Origin of the sequence: Mucilaginibacter pallidiroseus (genome assembly GCF_007846085.1) — a bacterium.
Classification (GTDB): Bacteria; Bacteroidota; Bacteroidia; order Sphingobacteriales; family Sphingobacteriaceae; genus Mucilaginibacter; species Mucilaginibacter pallidiroseus.
In genome coordinates, this window is sequence record NZ_VOEJ01000004.1 from 367,421 (window position 1) to 387,257 (window position 19,837).

The 19,837-nt window shown below is 43.3% G+C and carries 18 protein-coding genes; 11 read left to right on the forward strand and 7 right to left on the reverse strand.

Annotation, left to right across the window (positions count from 1 at the left end; all coding sequences use genetic code 11):
• Nucleotides 1-27 precede the first annotated feature (27 nt).
• From FPZ43_RS10910 to FPZ43_RS10925, 4 genes are all read right to left on the reverse strand, one after another.
• On the reverse strand, nucleotides 28-1,443 hold the full coding sequence (locus FPZ43_RS10910; protein ID WP_146381940.1) for an efflux transporter outer membrane subunit: 1,416 nt from the start codon (nucleotides 1,441-1,443) through the stop codon (nucleotides 28-30).
• Between the two features lie 56 nt (nucleotides 1,444-1,499).
• A complete protein-coding gene (locus tag FPZ43_RS10915; protein ID WP_146381941.1) occupies nucleotides 1,500-4,703 on the reverse strand; it encodes an efflux RND transporter permease subunit in 3,204 nt (1,067 codons plus the stop codon).
• A gap of 141 nt (nucleotides 4,704-4,844) precedes the next feature.
• Nucleotides 4,845-5,978 carry an efflux RND transporter periplasmic adaptor subunit gene (locus tag FPZ43_RS10920; RefSeq protein ID WP_146381942.1) on the reverse strand — a complete coding sequence of 378 codons (1,134 nt, stop codon included), beginning with the start codon at nucleotides 5,976-5,978 and terminating at the stop codon, nucleotides 4,845-4,847.
• A gap of 345 nt (nucleotides 5,979-6,323) precedes the next feature.
• On the reverse strand, nucleotides 6,324-6,926 hold the full coding sequence (locus FPZ43_RS10925) for a TetR/AcrR family transcriptional regulator (protein WP_146381943.1): 603 nt from the start codon (nucleotides 6,924-6,926) through the stop codon (nucleotides 6,324-6,326).
• A gap of 133 nt (nucleotides 6,927-7,059) precedes the next feature.
• Between FPZ43_RS10925 and FPZ43_RS10930 the strand changes: the two genes are divergently transcribed.
• The gene (locus FPZ43_RS10930; RefSeq protein ID WP_146381944.1) at nucleotides 7,060-8,307 is read left to right on the forward strand and encodes a YeiH family protein; all 1,248 of its coding nucleotides are present in this window, start codon (nucleotides 7,060-7,062) and stop codon (nucleotides 8,305-8,307) included.
• 70 nt (nucleotides 8,308-8,377) lie between these two features.
• On the opposite strand, the gene ychF is transcribed toward FPZ43_RS10930, so the two are convergent.
• A complete protein-coding gene (gene ychF, locus FPZ43_RS10935) occupies nucleotides 8,378-9,481 on the reverse strand; it encodes a redox-regulated ATPase YchF (RefSeq protein WP_146381945.1) in 1,104 nt (367 codons plus the stop codon).
• 200 nt (nucleotides 9,482-9,681) lie between these two features.
• On the opposite strand from ychF, the gene mgtE reads away from it, so the two are divergent.
• Together mgtE and FPZ43_RS10945 are read left to right on the forward strand one after the other, a co-directional pair.
• A complete protein-coding gene (gene mgtE / locus FPZ43_RS10940; RefSeq protein ID WP_146381946.1) occupies nucleotides 9,682-11,058 on the forward strand; it encodes a magnesium transporter in 1,377 nt (458 codons plus the stop codon).
• Between the two features lie 103 nt (nucleotides 11,059-11,161).
• Nucleotides 11,162-11,644 (forward strand): DUF5362 family protein, encoded by a 483-nt coding sequence (locus FPZ43_RS10945; RefSeq protein ID WP_146381947.1) that lies wholly within the window; start codon nucleotides 11,162-11,164, stop codon nucleotides 11,642-11,644.
• An 84-nt stretch (nucleotides 11,645-11,728) separates the two neighbouring features.
• Here FPZ43_RS10945 and FPZ43_RS10950 read toward each other — a convergent pair whose 3' ends face one another.
• A complete protein-coding gene (locus FPZ43_RS10950; RefSeq protein WP_146381948.1) occupies nucleotides 11,729-12,049 on the reverse strand; it encodes a DUF3276 family protein in 321 nt (106 codons plus the stop codon).
• A gap of 125 nt (nucleotides 12,050-12,174) precedes the next feature.
• Entirely contained in the window at nucleotides 12,175-13,962 is a 1,788-nt protein-coding gene (locus tag FPZ43_RS10955) for an ABC transporter ATP-binding protein (RefSeq protein WP_146381949.1), read from the reverse strand.
• 231 nt (nucleotides 13,963-14,193) lie between these two features.
• Here FPZ43_RS10955 and FPZ43_RS10960 point away from each other — a divergent pair, with 231 nt between their 5' ends.
• The 8 genes from FPZ43_RS10960 to FPZ43_RS19285 all read left to right on the forward strand — a co-directional run bounded on the left by FPZ43_RS10960 (nucleotide 14,194) and on the right by FPZ43_RS19285 (nucleotide 19,816).
• On the forward strand, nucleotides 14,194-15,279 hold the full coding sequence (locus FPZ43_RS10960) for a Glu/Leu/Phe/Val family dehydrogenase (protein WP_146381950.1): 1,086 nt from the start codon (nucleotides 14,194-14,196) through the stop codon (nucleotides 15,277-15,279).
• 49 nt (nucleotides 15,280-15,328) lie between these two features.
• Entirely contained in the window at nucleotides 15,329-16,279 is a 951-nt protein-coding gene (gene nusB, locus FPZ43_RS10965; protein ID WP_146381951.1) for a transcription antitermination factor NusB, read from the forward strand.
• Nucleotides 16,280-16,285: 6 nt separating this feature from the next.
• On the forward strand, nucleotides 16,286-16,726 hold the full coding sequence (locus FPZ43_RS10970) for a DUF1573 domain-containing protein (RefSeq protein WP_146381952.1): 441 nt from the start codon (nucleotides 16,286-16,288) through the stop codon (nucleotides 16,724-16,726).
• A gap of 14 nt (nucleotides 16,727-16,740) precedes the next feature.
• The gene (gene yajC / locus FPZ43_RS10975) at nucleotides 16,741-17,061 is read left to right on the forward strand and encodes a preprotein translocase subunit YajC (RefSeq protein WP_146381953.1); all 321 of its coding nucleotides are present in this window, start codon (nucleotides 16,741-16,743) and stop codon (nucleotides 17,059-17,061) included.
• Between the two features lie 108 nt (nucleotides 17,062-17,169).
• Entirely contained in the window at nucleotides 17,170-18,117 is a 948-nt protein-coding gene (locus tag FPZ43_RS10980) for a CdaR family protein (RefSeq protein ID WP_146381954.1), read from the forward strand.
• A complete protein-coding gene (coaE, locus tag FPZ43_RS10985) occupies nucleotides 18,118-18,717 on the forward strand; it encodes a dephospho-CoA kinase (RefSeq protein ID WP_146381955.1) in 600 nt (199 codons plus the stop codon). It abuts the gene before it with no gap.
• Nucleotides 18,717-19,655: an MBL fold metallo-hydrolase RNA specificity domain-containing protein gene (locus FPZ43_RS10990; RefSeq protein ID WP_146381956.1), complete on the forward strand. Its 939-nt coding sequence runs from the start codon at nucleotides 18,717-18,719 to the stop codon at nucleotides 19,653-19,655. The genes coaE and FPZ43_RS10990 overlap by 1 nt, the downstream gene beginning before the upstream one ends.
• On the forward strand, nucleotides 19,655-19,816 hold the full coding sequence (locus FPZ43_RS19285; protein ID WP_186461815.1) for a DUF5522 domain-containing protein: 162 nt from the start codon (nucleotides 19,655-19,657) through the stop codon (nucleotides 19,814-19,816). The genes FPZ43_RS10990 and FPZ43_RS19285 overlap by 1 nt, the downstream gene beginning before the upstream one ends.
• Nucleotides 19,817-19,837 lie beyond the last annotated feature (21 nt).

Consider the following 19,837-nt stretch of genomic DNA (forward strand, 5'->3'; position numbering starts at 1 on the left):
TGAAATCGGCCCCGTTGTAAAATAGATTTACTGCCAGCCACCCCCTAATGAGCGGTAAAGTTCGGCAACGGCGCTAAGTTGGGCACGTTTAACCGAAGCCAGTTCCAGCTCGCTTTGCAAAACATTGCTTTGCGCGGTGATAACCTCAAGGTAATTGGCCAAACCATTGCGGAAAAGCATGTTGGCGTTACCCGTCGCCTGTTGCAGCGTGCGCACCCTTTCGGCAGCTACAGTTTGCTCAGTTTTTAACTTTTCTATTTTGACAAGCGCATCAGAAACTTCGCCTACAGCATTTAAAACCGATTGGCGAAACTGCAGCACTGTTTTTTCGCGCTCAACCTTGGCAACCTCGTACTGGGTTTTTAAACGCTTGCGCTGGAATATTGGCTGAGTAATACCACCCGCAACCGTTCCAAATAAGGATGCAGGTATATTGAACCAATTGCTTGCCCTGAAGGAATTTACACCACCCGTGGCTGTAATATTTAAGGCCGGATACATGCTGGCCTTTGCAATACCCACCTGGGCATTGGCTATGTTAAGTGCAAGTTCGGCGCTGCGTACATCAGGGCGGCGGCTTACTATGGCCGATGGCAAGCCTGATGGCAGGTTATCGTTTAGTGGCAACTGATCTAGTTTAGTGCTGCGCTCAACGCGGCTTGGTAAGGCACCGGTAAGTATGCTCAACGCATTTTCTTGTATGGTTATATTTTGCTCGAACTGCGGTACCAATTGTGCGGCTACCAGCCGCTGTGCTTCGGCTTGTTGCACTGCTAAAGAGGTAACCTGGCCGGCATCAAACTGCAGGTGTATAATACGCAGGGTACTGTCGTTAAGCGTTAAGTTCTTTTTGGCAACATCAAGTTGGGCATCAAGCATCAATAAGTTGTAATAACCTTGCGATACCGAGGCTACAATATTGGTTTGCACCGCTTTTTTCGCTTCGGTAGTTTGTAAGTAGGTGGCAAGCGCGGCTTTATTCTGGTTGCGAATGCGGCCCCAGATATCAGCTTCCCATGAAAGGCCCAAGTTGGCCGAATAGTCTTCGATATGTTTGGTGCCTAAGAACTGGCCAAGGCTTATACCGTTCAGGCTATTGTCTGACGGGCGACTGGTAGTAGCCGTTACGTTTAAATTAAGCTGTGGCAAGTAATTCCATTTTACCTGTTTAAACAATAAGTCAGATGACTCGATGTTTTTTACCGCTATCAGCATGTCGTAGTTATGCGCAATGGCGCTATCTATCAGCTTTTGCAAGGTAGCATCGGTAAAAAAGTTTTTCCACTGTATGTTGGCTATGCTGGCGGTATCTGCAGTGGTTGTTTGTGCGTTGCGGAAAGCTACCGGCAATTCCGGTTTTGGCGCAGGCACATCTTTTGAAACTTTACAGGCGCTCAGTATTACCAAGGATATTAAAATCAGCCTGTTGATTATATTTTTCATTGTTTTATATGATAGATGCAACCCGGCCGGTTTACCTAGCCGGGTTGCATTGTTGTTTAAGATAATTGTGGTTGTAACTCTTCGGCCGGGTGTTCCTGGTCGTTTTTATCGAGGTTTTTTTCAATTGGTGCACCCGTAACACGTTCCTGCAAATGCTGGAATATTACAAACAACACGGGTATGATAAATAAACCTAATATTACACCAGACACCATACCGCCGGCTGCACCTATACTGATGGAGTGGTTGCCCTGGGCAGACGGGCCTGTGGCAATACTCATTGGGAATAAACCGAACACGAATGCCATAGATGTCATGATAATTGGGCGGAGCCTTGACCTTGATGCATCAATGGCCGACTCAACCAATCCGTAACCTGCCTTGCGGCGCTGTACGGCAAATTCCACAATTAAGATGGCGTTTTTAGCAAGCAAACCTATTAGCATAATAAGTGCTACCTGTACATAGATGTTGTTTTCGATACCTGTTAAGCCAAGCACCACAAACACACCAAAGATACCGGTAGGAATAGACAGGATAACTGCAAGCGGGAGTATATAGCTTTCGTACTGTGCCGACAACAGAAAATATACAAACACTAAACACAGCATAAATACAATTGCAGACTGCCCGCCAGATGAGATCTCCTCGCGTGTTTGGCCCGAAAACTCGTAGGCGAAACCTTGCGGAAGCTCTTCTTTAGCAGTTTCCTGAATAGCTCTGATGGCATCGCCCGAGCTAAAGCCCGGTTTTGGGATGGCATTGATCTGGATAGAATTGAATAGGTTATAACGTGACGCGGTTTCTGAACCGTAAACACGGGTTAGTTTAACCAGGGTATTGATGGGCACCATTTCGCCTGTTTTGTTTTTTACAAATACACGGTCGATCGATGAAGCATCGGTACGGTCGGCAATATCGGCCTGTACAATAACACGGTAGTATTTACCAAAGCGGTTAAAGTCTGACGCCTGTGCGGTACCGAAATAAGCCTGCATGGTCTGCAAAATATCGCGCACGTTTACACCAAGCTGGTTGGCTTTTTCGTCGTTAACCTCCAATTGTAATTGCGGATAATCTGCCTTGAAGGAGGTAAATGCAAAGGCAATTTCTTTTTTCTGCATTAGTTTGCCAATGAAGTTATTGGCCACGCCGCTAAATTTATCTAACCGGCCACCGGTTTTATCCTGTAGCACCATGTCAAGGGCCTCTACGTTACTAAAGCCCGGTACAGTTGGGAAACTGAACACGAAGAAGTTACCACCAGTTATTGCACCTAACTGCCCGCGAATGATGTTTTGCAGTTCGTCGATATTTTTGACGTCGCCACGATCTTCATTTGGCTTAAGCAATACAAATATTACTGCCGAAGATGGGCTGCTTGAATTAGTTAACAGGTTAAAACCTGATATGGCCGTTACAAACCTTGACGCGGGTAAAGCCCTTAATTTTTCTTCGGCCTGGTTTAAAACTTTCGTAGTACCATCTAATGATGTACCAGATGGTGTTGATACCGATATAGCTACGAAGCCCTGATCCTCTGTAGGAATAAAGCCTGATTTTGTAGTACTTACCAGGTAAACTGTTACTGCTGTAATTACAGCCAGGCCGCCCATGCTAATCCATTTATTTTTAATCAGGAATTTCAATCCGCCAACGTAACGGTTGGTAACCGCTTCAAAGCTGCTGTTAAAACCGTCGTAAAACTTTTGCGCAAAGCTGCGTTTTGGTTTCAGCGTACCATCCTCGCGCAAGGCGTGGTTATCTTTTAGGAACAAGGCTGCCAACGCAGGGCTAAGTGTTAGCGCATTTATCGCAGATATAACGATTGCGATCGACATCGTAAACGCAAACTGGCGATAAAAGATCCCGGTTGAACCTGTCATGAAACCTACCGGAAGGAACACGGCAGCCATTACCAACGTAATAGAGATGATGGCGCCTGTAATTTCGTGCATGGCTTCGGTAGTAGCGGCTTTAGGGGCCAAATGTTTGTGTTCCATTTTGGCGTGTACTGCCTCTACAACCACAATGGCATCATCCACCACGATACCAATGGCCAGCACCAGGGCGAACAGCGTAAGCAAGTTGATTGAAAAACCAAACAGCTGCATAAAAAAGAACGTACCTAAAATAGCCACCGGTACTGCAATTGCCGGGATAAGTGTTGAGCGGAAATCCTGCAGGAAGATGAATACCACAATGAATACCAGGATAAAGGCTTCAATCAGGGTATGTTGCACCTGCGATATCGATTCATCCAAAGCGGTTTTGGTGCGATAGAACTGGTTCCATTCAACACCGGGAGGGAAATCTTTAGCGGCTTTCTCCATTACTTTGTCAACAGCAAGCTGTATTTCGTTTGCGTTTGATCCTGCTAGTTGTATCAAACCAAAAACTACACCTTCACGTCCGTTCAAGTGGGTTAAGCTATTGTATGAGTAAGCACCCAATTCAACACGGGCTACATCTTTTAAATGCAGTACCGAACCATCTGCATTGGCACGGATAGCAATGTTTTCGTACTCTTCGGGTTTGGTTAATTTCCCCTTGTATTTAACAACATATTCAAAAACTTCGGTACTGCGCTCACCAAATTTACCCGGAGCTGCCTCTAAGTTTTTATCTTGTATGGCGGCCATAACCTCTGCAGGTGTAATTTTATAAGTGGCCATTTGCGTTGGATTTAACCAGATACGCATCGAATAATCTTTAACACCACCAAATATTGTGGCCGAGCCAATACCCGGGATACGTTTGATCTCCGGAATGATATTAATGGCGGCATAGTTGGCGATAAATGTGGGGTCGTATTTTTTAGGGTCGGTTGTATAAATACCCACCGCACCAATTAAGCTGTTTTGCTGTTTGGTGGTGGTAATACCCTGTTGTACAACCTCGGCAGGTAATTGTGCTGTAGCCTGGGCCACACGATTTTGCACGTTTACAGCTGCCTGGTCGGGGTTGGTGCCTTGTTTAAAGTAAACGGTAATGGCCAGCGATCCATCGTTACTGGCGATAGAGCTCATGTAGCTCATGTTTTCCACACCATTGATAGATTCCTCAAGTGATGGTGCCACAGAGCGCAGCACGGTTTCGGCATTTGCGCCCGGGTATATTGCAGTTACCAATACTGCCGGCGGGGCAATATCCGGGAATTGCTGCAATGGCAATTTGGTAAGGCCCAGCACACCCACTATAACCAGCAGTATGGATATAACGGTTGATAGTACCGGCCTTTCTATGAATTTTCTAAACATTGTCTTCGTTTTTGCAGAATCAAGACGCAAGGGCTACCCGGTAAGGCAGTTTTTACTACCTTTTAGTTAGTGGCGACGAATGGCTCCCGACTCCTGATCCTTAAATTGTTATTTCTGTTGTCTTTGTGTGTTTTGCGTAGATTAGCGTTTAGCTACGGCGGCTACTTTTTCGGCAGTTTTCTCAGGCTTAATAACCATCCCTTCCTGCAGGCGGTCAACGCCGCTTAGCACAATCTGGTCGCCGGCTTTAATGCCATCTTTAACCAGGTAGTTTGTGCCGCTTGTACCTTCAATGGTAATAGGTAACTTCTTAACCTTGTTGCTATCTGCAAGGGCAAATACAAACACTTTGTCCTGCATTTCAACGGTAGCTGATTGTGGTACTATTAAAGCATTGCTGTGTGCAAGGCTCAACCTTACTTTGCCTGTGTTACCGTTGCGCAATAAACCCTGCGGGTTAGGAAAACTTGCCCTTACGCTTATAGCACCTGTAGTTTTATCAAACTGGCCGTCAATCATATCAATATGGCCGGGTTTAGTGTACTCGCTGTTATCAGCCAATACAAGGGTTACAGCAGGCAGGTGTTGTAGTTTTTCTTTCAAAGTAGCGCCTTCGTAGTGGTCTTTAAAGCTTACAAAGTCCTTTTCGCCAAGGGCAAAATAAACGTGTACGTCGTGCACGTCAGATAGTTGGGTTAAAGCCTCAACATCTTGCGGAGATACCAGGCTGCCTTGTTTTTTCAACAGGCGACCGATGTAACCGCTAACTGGTGCTTTAATAGTAGTATAACCTAAATTAATTTGTGCTGTAGATACATTGGCTTTAGCCTGGTCAATGTTAGCTTTGGCTACAGATTGAGCTGCCTTAGCAGATTTTAACTGAAAGTCAGACACGACTTTATTTTGCACAAGGGGTGTAAGTTTTTCAACCTCGAGTTGAGCGTTTGCATACGCAGCCTCGGCAGCGTGCAATGATGCAAGCGCATTATTTAAAGCAGCACGGAAAGGTTGTTGGTTGATCTGGAAGATTGGCTGACCCGCGCTAACATAAGCACCTTCGTCAACAAATACCTTGTCTAACGCGCCGCTTACCTGTGGGCGCACTTCAACGTTTGTTGTACCTTCAATAGACGCAGGGTAGTCTTGATAGGTAGTGCGCGAGCCCGCTGTAACGCTGGCCACAGGTAATGATGGCGGGGGCGGAGCCTGCTGCGTTTGCGGCTGGCTGCAGCTAAATAGTGATATAGCTATAATAGCAACTAAAATAATTTTCATGATAAGCAATTTAGTGGATGATGTTCGCGGGTTAAGCGCCGCCCGGAGGCTGCTTATATAAACCGTTTCTGTTGTTTTTGATGAGTAGTCCATTTTCTGTTGAGTCTTTGTTGTATGATAGGTGTTGTGTTTGTTGTCATTTTTTGTGTTAAAGCAAGATTTGCGCTAATGCTCAAACATCTCAATTAACGTCCGTAAATTATTTAACGGTGTTAAGTAATGTTTACAAAGTTTAATCAGCGTTTCCATATTAGTTAGTGTCGATATAAATAAGCTTTTAATTACTATTGTCAAATCATTTAACAGTGTTAGAAATTTAACAACGTATGTTAAAATAAAAATTTTTTAAGGGGTGATAGATTTTACAATACCTGTAATAGCATCCCTAAGCACCTGCCTGTTTATTGTATCATTAAAGCCTCTATCCAAAAGATTGATAGAAACCAAGCCGTGTACTACCGACCAAAATGTATAATATTTGGTGCAAATCACTTCCGACTCCATATCTTCGATATGCATCAGTTTGCCTATCGATTCGGTAATAATATCCCACGGGCACTCTGCCTCAGGCAGTTTATTTACCATCTCACAACTGCAGCTTGCATTAATGCCAAACATTACCTGGTACAGTTCTTTATTGGCAAAAGCAAAGTTCCAATAGGTAAGCCACATTTCTTCCAACTGGTCGCCTGGATTATCATGTTTGTCTTTGGCTTCCTGTAATTGTTTGGAAAGCTTCAAATAGCCCTGGCGGGTTAACTCAAGCAAGATGGCTTCCTTATTGGCAAAGTACTCATATATAATAGGGGCGGTGTACTCAATCATATCCGCAATTTTGCGCATACTCAATGCCTGCCATCCCTCTTCCTTTACAATAGTAAGCGCAGCCTCCAGAATGTTACATCTGGTTTCTTCCTTCAATCTCAATATCCTGTCCTTGCTGGCCATTGCCTGATTTTACTCCTATTAGATTATTTAACAGTGTTAAGCAAATGTATAACCATTTTAGCAGCACCGTTTCATTTAATTGTCATTTACTTAAAATATTTTACCATATATTCGAAATTCTACCTCTTAAAGTATGAACAAAAGCTTTTTACCCGAAGATTGGGTTGTAGTAATTCTTGGATTTATTATTATCGCAGCCTCGTTGGGTGGCATTATTATTTCATCCCCGGAATATAGTTGGGAAAATAGTGCAGTACTTACAGCCAAAATACTCAGCGGCGCAAACCTTCTTAAGATAGGCGTACAGTTTATTTATGTAATGGTAATTGCCCTTGCTGGCGCTATGCTTACCGGTAAATCATTTACCAACGTAGCGAAGGTATTCCCCATGGTGTATGTTTTAACCGTATTAGCACTTATAGTAGCGGGCAGCAGCCAGATGAAGGCGCTTAATCTCGAGGCGGTGATATTTAGCCTTGCAATTGGCCTTTTGATAGGTAATACTTTTAAATTGCCGCAATGGTTTAAGGATGCGCTGGCTTCAGAATTTTATGTAAAGATAGGCTTGGTACTGCTGGGCACGTCAATCATCTTTTCGGATATATTGAAGGCTGGTTCGCTGGGTTTGATACAGGCCTTGATCGTTGTGATATCGGTTTGGTATTTTTCATACTGGGTGTGCAAAAAGCTAAAGATCGATTCGGAGCTAACCATGATGCTCTCGAGCGCGGTATCTATCTGCGGTGTCTCTGCAGCTATTGCTACATCCGGTGCTATTAAAGGCGATTCAAAGAAACTTTCGCTTGTTATTTCATTGGTATTGATTACGGCTGTGCCCATGATGGTTTTTATGCCTTACCTTGCTAAGCTGATGGACCTATCGCAAGAGGTTACAGGTGCATGGCTTGGGGGTAGTATCGATACTACGGGGGCTGTAGTGGCCTCGGGTTCGTTGGTTGGCGAGACAGCATTGAAAATCAGCTCTATTGTAAAGTTTTCACAAAATGTATTACTTGGCCTGGCTGCGTTTGCTATTTCTGTGTACTGGACGTACACTAAACATCCTAATGCAGCCGACAGGGAAACCAAGCCTACACTTGGCGTGATATGGGAGCGTTTCCCCAAATTTGTGATCGGCTTTATAGCTGCCTCATTATTGTTTTCACTACTTATCCCTGCCGAAACCGCAGCTGCTGTTAAAAATCCGCTTAAAAATTTGCAGGGCTTATGGTTTGCCCTTGCCTTTACCAGCATAGGCTTGGAAACCAACTTTCGAGACCTTATCAATAAAGATAGCCGCAAACCCGTGTATGCATTTTTGATTGCGCAGGGCTTTAATGTTGTGATTACACTGGTTATAGCAATGATGTTATTCAGGTAACATAATGCACGTTAAAACAAGAAAGGGTAGCTTTTGGCGACCCTTTCCTGTTTTATAAAAGTAAATATAATTACACGTTAAAACGGAAGTGCATAATGTCGCCATCCTGCACAATGTAGCTTTTGCCTTCTACAGACATTTTACCGTTTTCTTTAATAACAGCTTCGGATCCGTTAAATTTCACGAAGTCCTCGTATTTAATCACTTCCGCACGGATAAAGCCTTTTTCGAAATCAGTATGGATCACACCGGCAGCCTGCGGTGCAGTAAAGCCTTGCGTAATGGTCCAAGCTCTTACTTCCTGTACACCGGCAGTAAAGTAAGTAGCGAGGTTTAACAATTTGTAAGCAGCTTTAATCAGCTTATTAACGCCCGATTCGGTAAGGCCCAAATCGTCCAGGAACATCTGGCGCTCTTCGTAAGTATCTAACTGCGATATTTCAGATTCTATTTGTGCAGATATGATCAATACCTCTGCGTTTTCTTCTTTAACCGCCTCGCGTACTTTGTCAACATAAGCGTTTCCGGTATTAACGGCACTCTCGTCAACATTACAAACGTATAATACCGGTTTGGCAGTAAGCAGTTGCAGGTCGTCGATGTATTCTTTATCCTCGTCAGATACCTGGGCTGTACGTGCAGATTTACCCGACAGCAAGTGCTCCCTGTAAACAAGCGCTACTTCGTAGGCTTTTTTAGCGTCTTTATCGCCACCGGTTTTAGCCATTTTCTCAACCTTCTGGATCTTTTTCTCCAAAGATTCGAGGTCTTTTAGCTGTAACTCGGTGTCAATAATCTCTTTATCTCGTATCGGGTCAACAGAGCCGTCAACGTGGATCACGTTATCATTATCAAAGCAACGCAAAACGTGTATAATGGCGTTTGTAGCGCGGATGTTTCCTAAAAACTGGTTACCTAAACCTTCGCCTTTGCTGGCACCTTTTACAAGGCCTGCAATATCAACTATCTCGATAGTGTTCGGCACAATGCTTTTCGGGTTAACAATTTCGGTTAGTTTGGTAAGGCGCTCATCGGGCACGGTAATTACGCCCACGTTGGGCTCAATAGTACAAAACGGAAAGTTGGCCGCCTGTGCCTTTGCGTTTGATAAACAGTTAAAAAGTGTAGACTTGCCCACATTTGGCAAACCCACTATACCACATTGTAAACCCATTGTTTTTATTTAGTTGATTGGTGGGTAGTTAATTAAGAGAGCAGTTAACCACTCACTATTTACTTAATAAACCACTCACTTATAAAGCCGCAAAGATAACACAAAAAAAGCCTTGAAATTTGAAAAAATAAACGACTTTTGCCTGCGCACAAAAAGGGCATTATCAAGGTTAAAAACATGTAAACAACAGGGGGCTTTTTATGGAAGAAATGGTTGAGCAAATTGAATTATTACTGGAGCAGGAAGACACTACCCAACTTCGGGAATATTTAAATAACCTCAATATTTCGGACGTAGAAGAGCTTATTGATGAATTGCCTGAACACGGCCCGTTGTTTATCGAAACCCTTTCCATTAGCCGTGCTGTAAACGTTTTCAGGATACTTGACTTCCCCACACAAGAGCGCATACTAAAAAAACTTTCGGGCCCTAAGAGTAATGAGATCATTACCGAGTTGCCGCCCGATGACCGCACCGCGCTGTTTGCCGACCTGCATGGCGACGTTGTTAAAACATTAATCCTGAACTTATCGCCTGCCGACCGTAAAGAGGCGCTGATACTGCTGGGTTACGAAGAAGATAGCGTTGGCCGTTTAATGACACCCGACTATGTTGCGGTTAAAAAGAACTGGGATGTTAACCGCGTGTTGTCGCACATTCGCCGCTATGGTAAAAACTCCGAGACCATTGATGTTATTTATGTAATTGATGAAAAAGGTGTATTGCTTGATGATATCCGGATCCGTGAGATATTATTGGTTACCCCCGAAACCAAAATAAGTGAGTTGATGGACGGACGCCTGATTGCTTTGGATGCAAACGACCCGCAGGAAGAAGCCATCAATGTTTTCAGGATGAATAACCGTACCGCTTTACCGGTTACGGATAGCGAAAATATACTATTAGGGATTGTTACGGTGGATGATATCCTTTGGATAGCCAATGAGGAATATACCGAGGATATCCAAAAGATTGGTGGTACCGAAGCTTTAGACGAACCTTATCTGGATATCAACATCTTCAGGCTGGTTAAAAAGCGCGTAGGGTGGTTAATCATACTTTTTCTGGGTGAAATGCTTACTGCTACGGCCATGGGCTTTTTTGAGAAGCAGATAGAAAAAGCGGTTGTACTTGCATTGTTTATTCCGCTGATTATATCAAGCGGAGGAAACAGCGGTTCGCAGGCATCTACTTTGATTATACAGGCCATGGCACTTGGCGAAGTAACCATAAAAGACTGGTGGCGGGTTATGCGCCGCGAAATTTTATCGGGCTTAATGCTTGGAGGTACGTTGGGCATTATCGGCTTTATGCGGATATTTATATGGTCTCAGTTTTCTGATACCTATGGGCCATACTGGCCACTGGTAGGGCTCACAGTAGGGCTGGCTTTGGTGGGTATAGTTTTATGGGGATCCTTAGCAGGATCAATGCTGCCACTGATTCTTAAGAAGCTCGGTGCCGACCCTGCAACATCTTCGGCTCCGTTTGTAGCTACACTGGTTGATGTGACCGGCCTCATCATTTATTTTAGCGTAGCCGTAAATATCTTAAGCGATACCTTGTTAAAGCATTAGGTAAAGCCGGCTATTTTACCCTAATCTCACTCGTTATTTACTGCAAATAGTTTGTTGTAATTGAAATAGTTTCTCTATTTTAAGGCAAAATTTAAACCTTACAATGGAACCATTTGAACACAATGAAATCCCGGCTACCGAGCCGAAATTAATTTTAACAGAAGAAGCGCAGTATTATCTTCAAAAATCCGGACAGTGGGCCTATTTTTTAGGAATAGTAGGCTTTGTACTTACTGGGCTTTTTGTGTTAATGGCCTTATTTATAGGTAGTTTCATGGCTGCGATGGCTCGCTTTAGTCCTACAGGTGCAGGTATGCCTGCCGGTACCGGTGGTCTGTTTAGCTTTTTTTATATACTTATTGCTGTTTTTTATTTCTTTTTCTCGCTTTACATATACCAGTTTGGTGATAAAATTAAGAAAGGTATTGTATATGGTAACGCTATTGATGTTACAGCTGCGTTAGGAAAACTAAAATCGTTTTTTAAGCTTTGGGGAATTACTACTATTGTTATAGTTGGTTTCTACGCGTTAATTTTTGTGATTGTGATAGTTGCCGGTGTAGGTGCTGCATCAATGATGAAATAAGATAAACCATAAAATATTTATAAAACAAAACGGCCCGCAATTGCGGGCCGTTTTCATATTCTTAGGTTTTGTGTTTGGGTGTTGTTAAAAGGAAAAGTCTTCATCAGCCTTGGCAACTTCTGATGCCTCGCTATATTCGTAGCGTTTTTCAATCACTTCCTGGTGATCCTTAATATACTCAACGGTGTCTTTAAGGCCCTCGGCAAATTTCTCAAAATCTTCCTTGTATAAAAATATCTTGTGCTTTACAAACACACCATCTTCCAGGCGTTTTTTGCTCTCGGTAATGGTAATGTAGTAATCATTTGATCGGGTTGCCTTCACATCAAAAAAGTATGTTCTTTTGCCAGCCCTTATCTTTTTTGAGTAAACCTCTTCACGCTCTCTGTTGTCAAAATCTCCCATGTGTACAGTATAGTAATAGTTTCGGTTGGCTAAATATACTTAAAAATCTTATGCGCAAGCATTTATTGTAACATATTTAATATCTATTGAAACTTTTACGCTATAAAGTTGTAAAGGTTTCGCGCTTAGGCGTTTTCAGCTTCCTCTAACAGTTGTTTTTCGTATAAGTCGAAATATGCTCCGCGATTATCCATAAGCGCGTTGTGAGTGCCTTGTTCTATGATTTCGCCGTTGTCGAGCACCAAAATCTTATCGGCATTTTTTATGGTAGATATGCGGTGTGATATTATTATACTTGTTTTACCCTGCATAATACGGCCAAGGTTGCTCAATATTTCCTCCTCTGTACGCGTATCAACCGCCGATAAGCAGTCATCAAATATTAGTATTTGTGGCTGTTTAACAATTGCGCGTGCTATACTCACCCGTTGTTTTTGCCCGCCGGATAGCGTTACACCACGCTCGCCGATTAAAGTATTAAAGCCGTTATCAAGCTCAATAATATTATTATAAACAGCGGCATCACGTGCAGCCTGCTCAACAGCCGGCATGTCCAATACATCAGCGCTAAATGCAATGTTATGCGATATAATATCCGAAAATAGGAAAACCTCCTGCGGCACAAAACCAATTTGCCTGCGGTAGCTGTCGAGATTTAGTTTGGTGATGCCCTGCCCGTCAATTATTATTTGCCCGGCAGTGGTATCATACATCCGCATAATGAGATTTGCAATAGTTGATTTACCTGAACCTGTACGACCTATAATAGCCACCATTTGCCCCGGCTCGGCAATAAAAGATATATTTTTGATGGCTTTAATGCCCGTGTCAGGATACGTAAAGCTTACGTTATCAAACTTGATCTGCCCTCTTAAATCTACTTCAGATGCCTTCGGTGATTGTATCTCTGGCTGCTCATGTAAAAACTCGTTGATACGTTTCTGCGATGCGGCGGCACGCTGTATCAGCGAAGTTACCCATCCTAATGATATAACCGGGAAGCTTAGCATGTTAAGGTAAACAATAAACTCGGCTATGTTACCCGGTGTGATGTTGCCTTTCATCACCTCTACACCACCTATGTACATGGTAATAACGTTGCTTAAGCCGACCAGCAGCAGCATCACCGGGAAAAATACCGATTGCACCTTTGCCAGCGCCATGGATTGTGTTTTATAGTCCTGGCTTTCGGCTGCAAACTTGTCTTGTACAAAGCCCTCGCGCACATATGATTTTATCACCCTTATACCTGAGAAGTTTTCCTGCACAAAGCTGGAAAGTCCCGACAAGCGCTTTTGTATCTGTTCGCTGCGGTGGTTGATGGTATTGTTTACATAAAATATAATAACCGCCAAAATCGGCAACGGCATTACGGAGAATATGGTGAGCCGCACATTTACAATTAGCATGGCGTAAATAACCATCATGAACAGCACCACAGTGTTTATGGTGTACATAATACCGGGCCCAAGATACATGCGTACCCGGCTAACGTCTTCGGTAACGCGGTTCATAAGGTCGCCGGTGTTGTGACGGCGGTAAAATGCTAACGACAGGCGTTGGTAATGCTCGTATATCTCATTTTTTTGATCGTACTCGATATGCCTGGACATCAAAATGATGGTTTGCCTCATAAAAAACAGGAACAAGCCACGCAGCAGGGCCAACACCAATACCAGGATACCAAACAACAAAAGGCTCGAGCCGAAAACATCATAGATCATTTCCTGCCTGTTAAAGCCTGTAAAAAGCTGGAACATGCTTATATTTTCGGTAACCAAATCAAACGCTACGCGAATAACCTGCGCGGGCAGCACGCCAAAAATGTTTGATATAATTACAAATAAAATGCCCGGCACCAGGCGCCAGCGATATTTGTAAAAGTATTTATTGAGGTAGGCAAGTTCTTTCATATGGGTTAAGCAAGGCAATAGGTGTGCCGCCCCGGGGCAATTGCTTTAATGCTTCCAAAAGTAAAGCTTACTTATTGCATATTCAAAAAGCGGGGCTTTTTCTTACCTGCCGCAAACATTGTAACCGTCACAGGTTGTTCATCTTTCAATTGAACCTGTAGCAGACTCTCGTGCAGCTTTGTCGCAATCAAAAAAAACACCTACTTTTGCCGGACAATCATTGCAGCCGAAATGCCCTCAATACAGCCTCGAAATAGCATATTTGAACAACTTGATACCTACGGGCATAAAAAAATTGTGTTTTGTAATGATCCGGATACTTCATTAAAAGGGATTATAGCCATTCATGATACTACACTTGGGCCAGCTATGGGCGGCACACGCATGTGGAACTACAAGAATGAACAGGATGCCCTTGAAGATGTTCTGCGCTTATCAAAAGCCATGACATACAAATGCGCTATTGCCGGTTTAAATATGGGTGGCGGTTACTCAGTTATTATGGGGGATTCTCGCCAGGATAAAACCGAGGCATTGATGCGCAAGTTTGGCCGTTTCATTAAAAACCTCAACGGCGAGTTTGTAACGTCTGAAGATGTGGGCACCAACCCGCGCGACATGGAATACATCCGTATGGAAACCGAGCACGTTACAGGCATACCTGAAAGCCTTGGCGGGAGCGGCGACCCTGCACCAGTGGCGGCAAAAGGTGTTTTTATGGGGATGAAGGCCGCCATAAAGGAACTTTACGGTAATGATAACGTAGCCGGCCGCAGCGTAATTGTGCAGGGCATTGGCCACGTTGGCGAAAACCTGGTAAAACTGCTGCGCGACGAAAACGCAAAGGTATACGTAAGTGATATAAATGATGACAGGGTACGCCAGGTATCAAAAAAATATGGTGCTGAGGCGGTTTCAAATAACTCAATATTCGATCTGTCTGCAGATATTTATGCACCATGCGCTATGGGAGCAACCATCAATACACAAACTATTGCCAAACTCAAGTGCGGCATCATAGCCGGCTCGGCCAATAACCAGTTGCAAAACGAAACAGAACACGGTAAAATGCTGGTGGAGAAAGGCATCCTCTTCGCGCCTGATTATGTGATCAACGCAGGCGGTATCATCAGTGGTTATTCGGAGTTAATGGGCTACAATAAAAAACGCGCACTGCAGTTAACAGAGAATATTTACGAAGCAACCCGCAATGTGCTAAAGCTTTCAAAAGCCGAAAATATTTCTACCATTGATGCCGCAAACAAAATAGCCGAAAAACGTATTTCAGATATTAAAAAAGTTAAGTCAACCTATTAGTAATTTATCATAAAACAGAGGGCAAAGGCTCCTCATAATCGTTCTTACAATGTTAAACAGAAGGCACCTTAGGGTAAAAGTGTTACAAGCGCTTTATGCGTATCATCAATCGGATACAAAAGAGATTAAATCTTTTGAGAAACACTTATTAGGCAGTATTGACCAGGTTTTTGAGATGTATATCTGGATGCTGTCGCTGATAAGCGAAGTAGTAGATTACACTTCACGTGATGCCGAAGAGCGTGCAAACAAACACTTGCCATCGGCGGAGGATTTGAACGCCAACAAAAAGCTGCTTACCAATAAATTCATTACTTCGCTGTTAGATAACAAGGAGTACATATTGGCAGTAAAGAAATATAAAGTTGAATGGTCTTTTGATCCTGAATTGGCCAAATCACTTTTTGATACCCTTAAGGCATCTCCGGATTACGCCGAGTATCTTGCTAAAACCGACGATTCAATCCAGTCTGATAAAGATATTATCAAATTCATTTTCAAGAAGGTTATACTTAAATCGTCATTAGCCGAGCAGGTTTTTGAAGATAAGTTTATTTACTGGCCGGTAGATAAAGAGGTATTGCAGGCATTGATAGCAAAAACCTTTAAAAACTTTTCATCAGACGATAAGCCGGAGCAAAACAAGCTGGCCGAAATAAGCGGCAACTGGGTTGAAGACCGTGAATTTGTAGTGAACCTGTTTGAGCAAACAATCCGTCATGATGCCGCCTACCAGGAGCTTATTGCCCAAAAAACGCAAAACTGGGAGCCGGACCGTATCGCAATGATGGATACCCTGTTGATGAAAATGGCCATTGTTGAGTTCCTGAACTTCACATCAATCCCTGTTAAGGTGACTATTAACGAGTACCTTGAAATATCCAAGGAGTTTAGCACGCCTAAAAGTAATTCGTTTATAAACGGTATCTTAGACAAGATTTTGGCCGAGCTTAAAGCCGAGAACAAGATCAAAAAGATGGGTCGCGGATTAATTGAATAACTTAACATGAAAAAACTTTTCTTTAGTACCATAGCAGCCTGCATTTTTTTAGCAGCCTGCAGGCAGCCCCAAGCCAAGCAACAGGCCGAAGCTACTACACCAGCAGCAGAAACTGCTGCAGCAACAGCCAATGCACCTGCCATGAAGTTTGAAAAAGAAATGCATGACTTTGGTAAAATTAAAGAAGGCGAGAGCGTTACTTACGCTTTCAAATTTACCAATACAGGCAAATCGCCGCTTATTATACAGGATGCAGTTGCAACCTGTGGTTGCACCAAACCCGAGTGGAGCAAGGCCCCAATACAACCAGGCGCAAGCAGCGAAATAAAAGTAACCTTTAACAGCGCAGGCAAAGTAGGCCTGCAGGATAAGCAAGTAACCATTACTGCCAATACAAATCCTGCCCAAAATATGGTGCACTTAATTGGCGAGGTAACCACCAAATAATTTAAACGTTTAAAATGACAGCAACTATTCTTTTACAGGCCGGCGGCGGCATGGGTGTACAGCAATTAATTATGTTTGGCTTAATTGCCGTTGTGTTTTATTTTTTCATGATACGTCCGCAGGTTAAAAAGCAAAAAGATCAGAAAAAATTTGCCGAAGAACTAAAAAAAGGCGACAAAGTAATCACTACAGCCGGCATACATGGCCGCGTGTACGAAATAGCCGATACAACTATCCTTATTGAGGTTGAGAACGGTGCACGCATCCGTTTCGATAAAACTGCAATATCTTTAGATGCAACAAAAGCGTTGAACACGCCGGTTGTAACAAAATAATGCCTTTTGCCGGTTTGCGCACAAGCCGGGCAACAATTTAAAGCGAAAAGAACGGGGCATTTGCTAAATTGCCACCGGGCTTTTCGCTTTCTGTTTTAAATAATAACTATGGCCATAATAAAACTATCAGCAATTGAGCGCAGGCGTTTGTCGGCATTCATTACGTGCCTGGTAGTTGCGGTATTGGCCTGGTTGTTCACCGCTCTCGGTAATCCGTACAAATACACCGTAAAGCAGGTTGTAACCTATAAAAACGCACCTAAGAAGCGTGCATTCCACGCATTGCAGTCTGATACGGTCGATGCTACTGTACAGGGTACTGGCTGGCAAATGTTATTTTCGCGGATAAATAACGATCATTTGCCCATAGTGGTAGACCTGCATACACTTGAAACGCGCGATTACGTTGTACTGAGTGCTCAATTAAAGCAGATCAACTTAAAGAAGCAGGTAAATCGTGAAATTATTACAATTAATCCTGATACGCTCTTTTTCGATTTTTCTAACCGTACCGTTAAGCGGGTGCCGGTAAAACTGGTAAGCGTTATCAAATATCAAAAACAGTTTGCCCAGTCGGGTAATGTTGTTTTACAACCGGCATACGTTACGGTAAGTGGCCCCGCCGATGTAATACAAGGGATCAAATACTGGCAAACCGACTCGGTTAAGCTATCAGATATTAATGAAAGCTACAGCTCGCGTGTAAGCCTTAAACCATCGCCCGAGGGTAATTTGGATATCAAACCAAAAAGCGTTAGGGTAAACATTCCCATAGATGAGTTCACCGAAAAAACCATGAGCATATCGGTTAAGCTGATCAATAATCGGCATTACTATGATGTAAAGGTTTTTCCGCAAAAGGTAAAGATCACTTTTACTACGTCTCTTACAGATTATGGTGACATAAACGAAGATGATTTTGAGGTAGTGGCTGATTTGGATAACTGGAAGCAAAATGGTTACAGCGTATTGCCCGTTAAGGTAACGCATGCGCCATCATTTAGCAAGATTGTGAAAATTGAGCCGCAGGTGGTTGATTTTATCGTTAAGAAATAGATGTTTAAAGTAGGTGTAACCGGAAATATAGGCAGCGGCAAAACCACTGTTTGCAAGGTTTTTGAGGTATTGGGCATACCTGTTTTTTACGCTGATGATGCTGCCAAGAAGGTTATGGTGGAAGATGATTTGTTAATTGCCGGTGTTAAACAGCAGTTTGGCAATGAGTCGTACTTTGAAGATGGTAGCCTTAATCGCAAACACATTGCCGGGATTGTTTTCAATGATAAAGAGCAACTTACTAAACTAAATGCACTGGTGCATCCGGCAACATTTCGCGCGTTTGACGCCTGGGTAGCGCGCGTAGACAAAGCTGTGCCGTATGTTCTAAAAGAAGCAGCCCTGTTGTTCGAAAGCGATTCATATAAAATGTGCAACCGGTCGGTACTGGTATCGGCCCCGCTTGATGTTCGCCTGCAAAGAGTTATAAAACGTGACGGCATCAGTGTTGATGAAGCCCGCAACCGTGACGCCCGCCAGTTTACCGAAGAGGTAAAACGAGGCATGGCCGATGATTTAATTTTAAATGACGATACCGGGCTGGTTATCCCGCAGGTTTTAAAACTGCACCAGCTTTATCTTTCGCTTTCTCACAGCTAATGATCCTTGACGATTTTTTAAAATTTGACGCAAACGGTCTGTATTGCCGTTACGCCGATTTTTATCTCGACCCACAACAACCGGTTAAAACGGCCGTAATTTCGCACGCCCATGCCGATCATGCCGTTAGCGGTAATGCTACTGTTTATGCAACGCCGGCAACCATAGCATTTATGCAGTTGCGGTATGGTAAAAGCGCAGGTAGGGAGCTCTATACAGCCGCATATAATGCACCTTTTACCATTGGGGAGGTTCAAATAACTTTTATATCAGCCGGGCATATGCCAGGTTCGGCCCAGGTATTAATGGATTATAAAGGTATTCAATATTTATACACCGGCGATTACAAATTACAGCCCGACGACACCTGCGAGCCAATTGAATGGGTACAGGCCAATGTATTGATAACCGAAAGCACATTTGCCGATCCCGCTACACAACATCCCGATCCGGTTCAGGAAATTAAAAAACTGGCGGATGTTAAATCGAACATATTGCTTGGTGCTTATGGAATTGGTAAAAGCCAGCGCCTCATCAGGATGATAAATGATCATGCTCCGCAAAAGCAAATACTTGTTCATCACAAAGTAATGCCTATAAATGCCGTTTATCAAAGGTTTGGCTTTGAGTTGGGCCCGCACCAAATGTATAGCCGCAAGCTGATGAAGGAGCAAAGCGAGTACGTGTATATTGTTCCGCCTTTTACATTCGATAGCTATATAAGAGCAACTGGAGTAAGGCGGTTTTTTGCTTCGGGCTGGAAAAAGCTGCAGGTAAATCAGCAGGATACCTTGTTTATATCAGATCACGCCGATTGGAACGATATTTTGGAAGCCATAAAGCAGGTGAAACCACAGCAAATATGGACTTTGCATGGCGACGGCAGGCACCTAAAGGAGCATTTTAAAGATAGCATTGTGGTAAAAATTCTTAACTGATGTTGCAGCCGGGTACCGACTATTATATAAACGACGATGGCAATTTTGTTTTTACGGAAGCCTACCATAAAAAGCGCGGTTACTGCTGTAAAAACAAGTGTTTGCATTGCCCCTGGCTTTACGGGCGGGAAAAGCCGGTTACCCAAGCAAAGAATAAATAAGTTATATTTGCTTCTTTATCA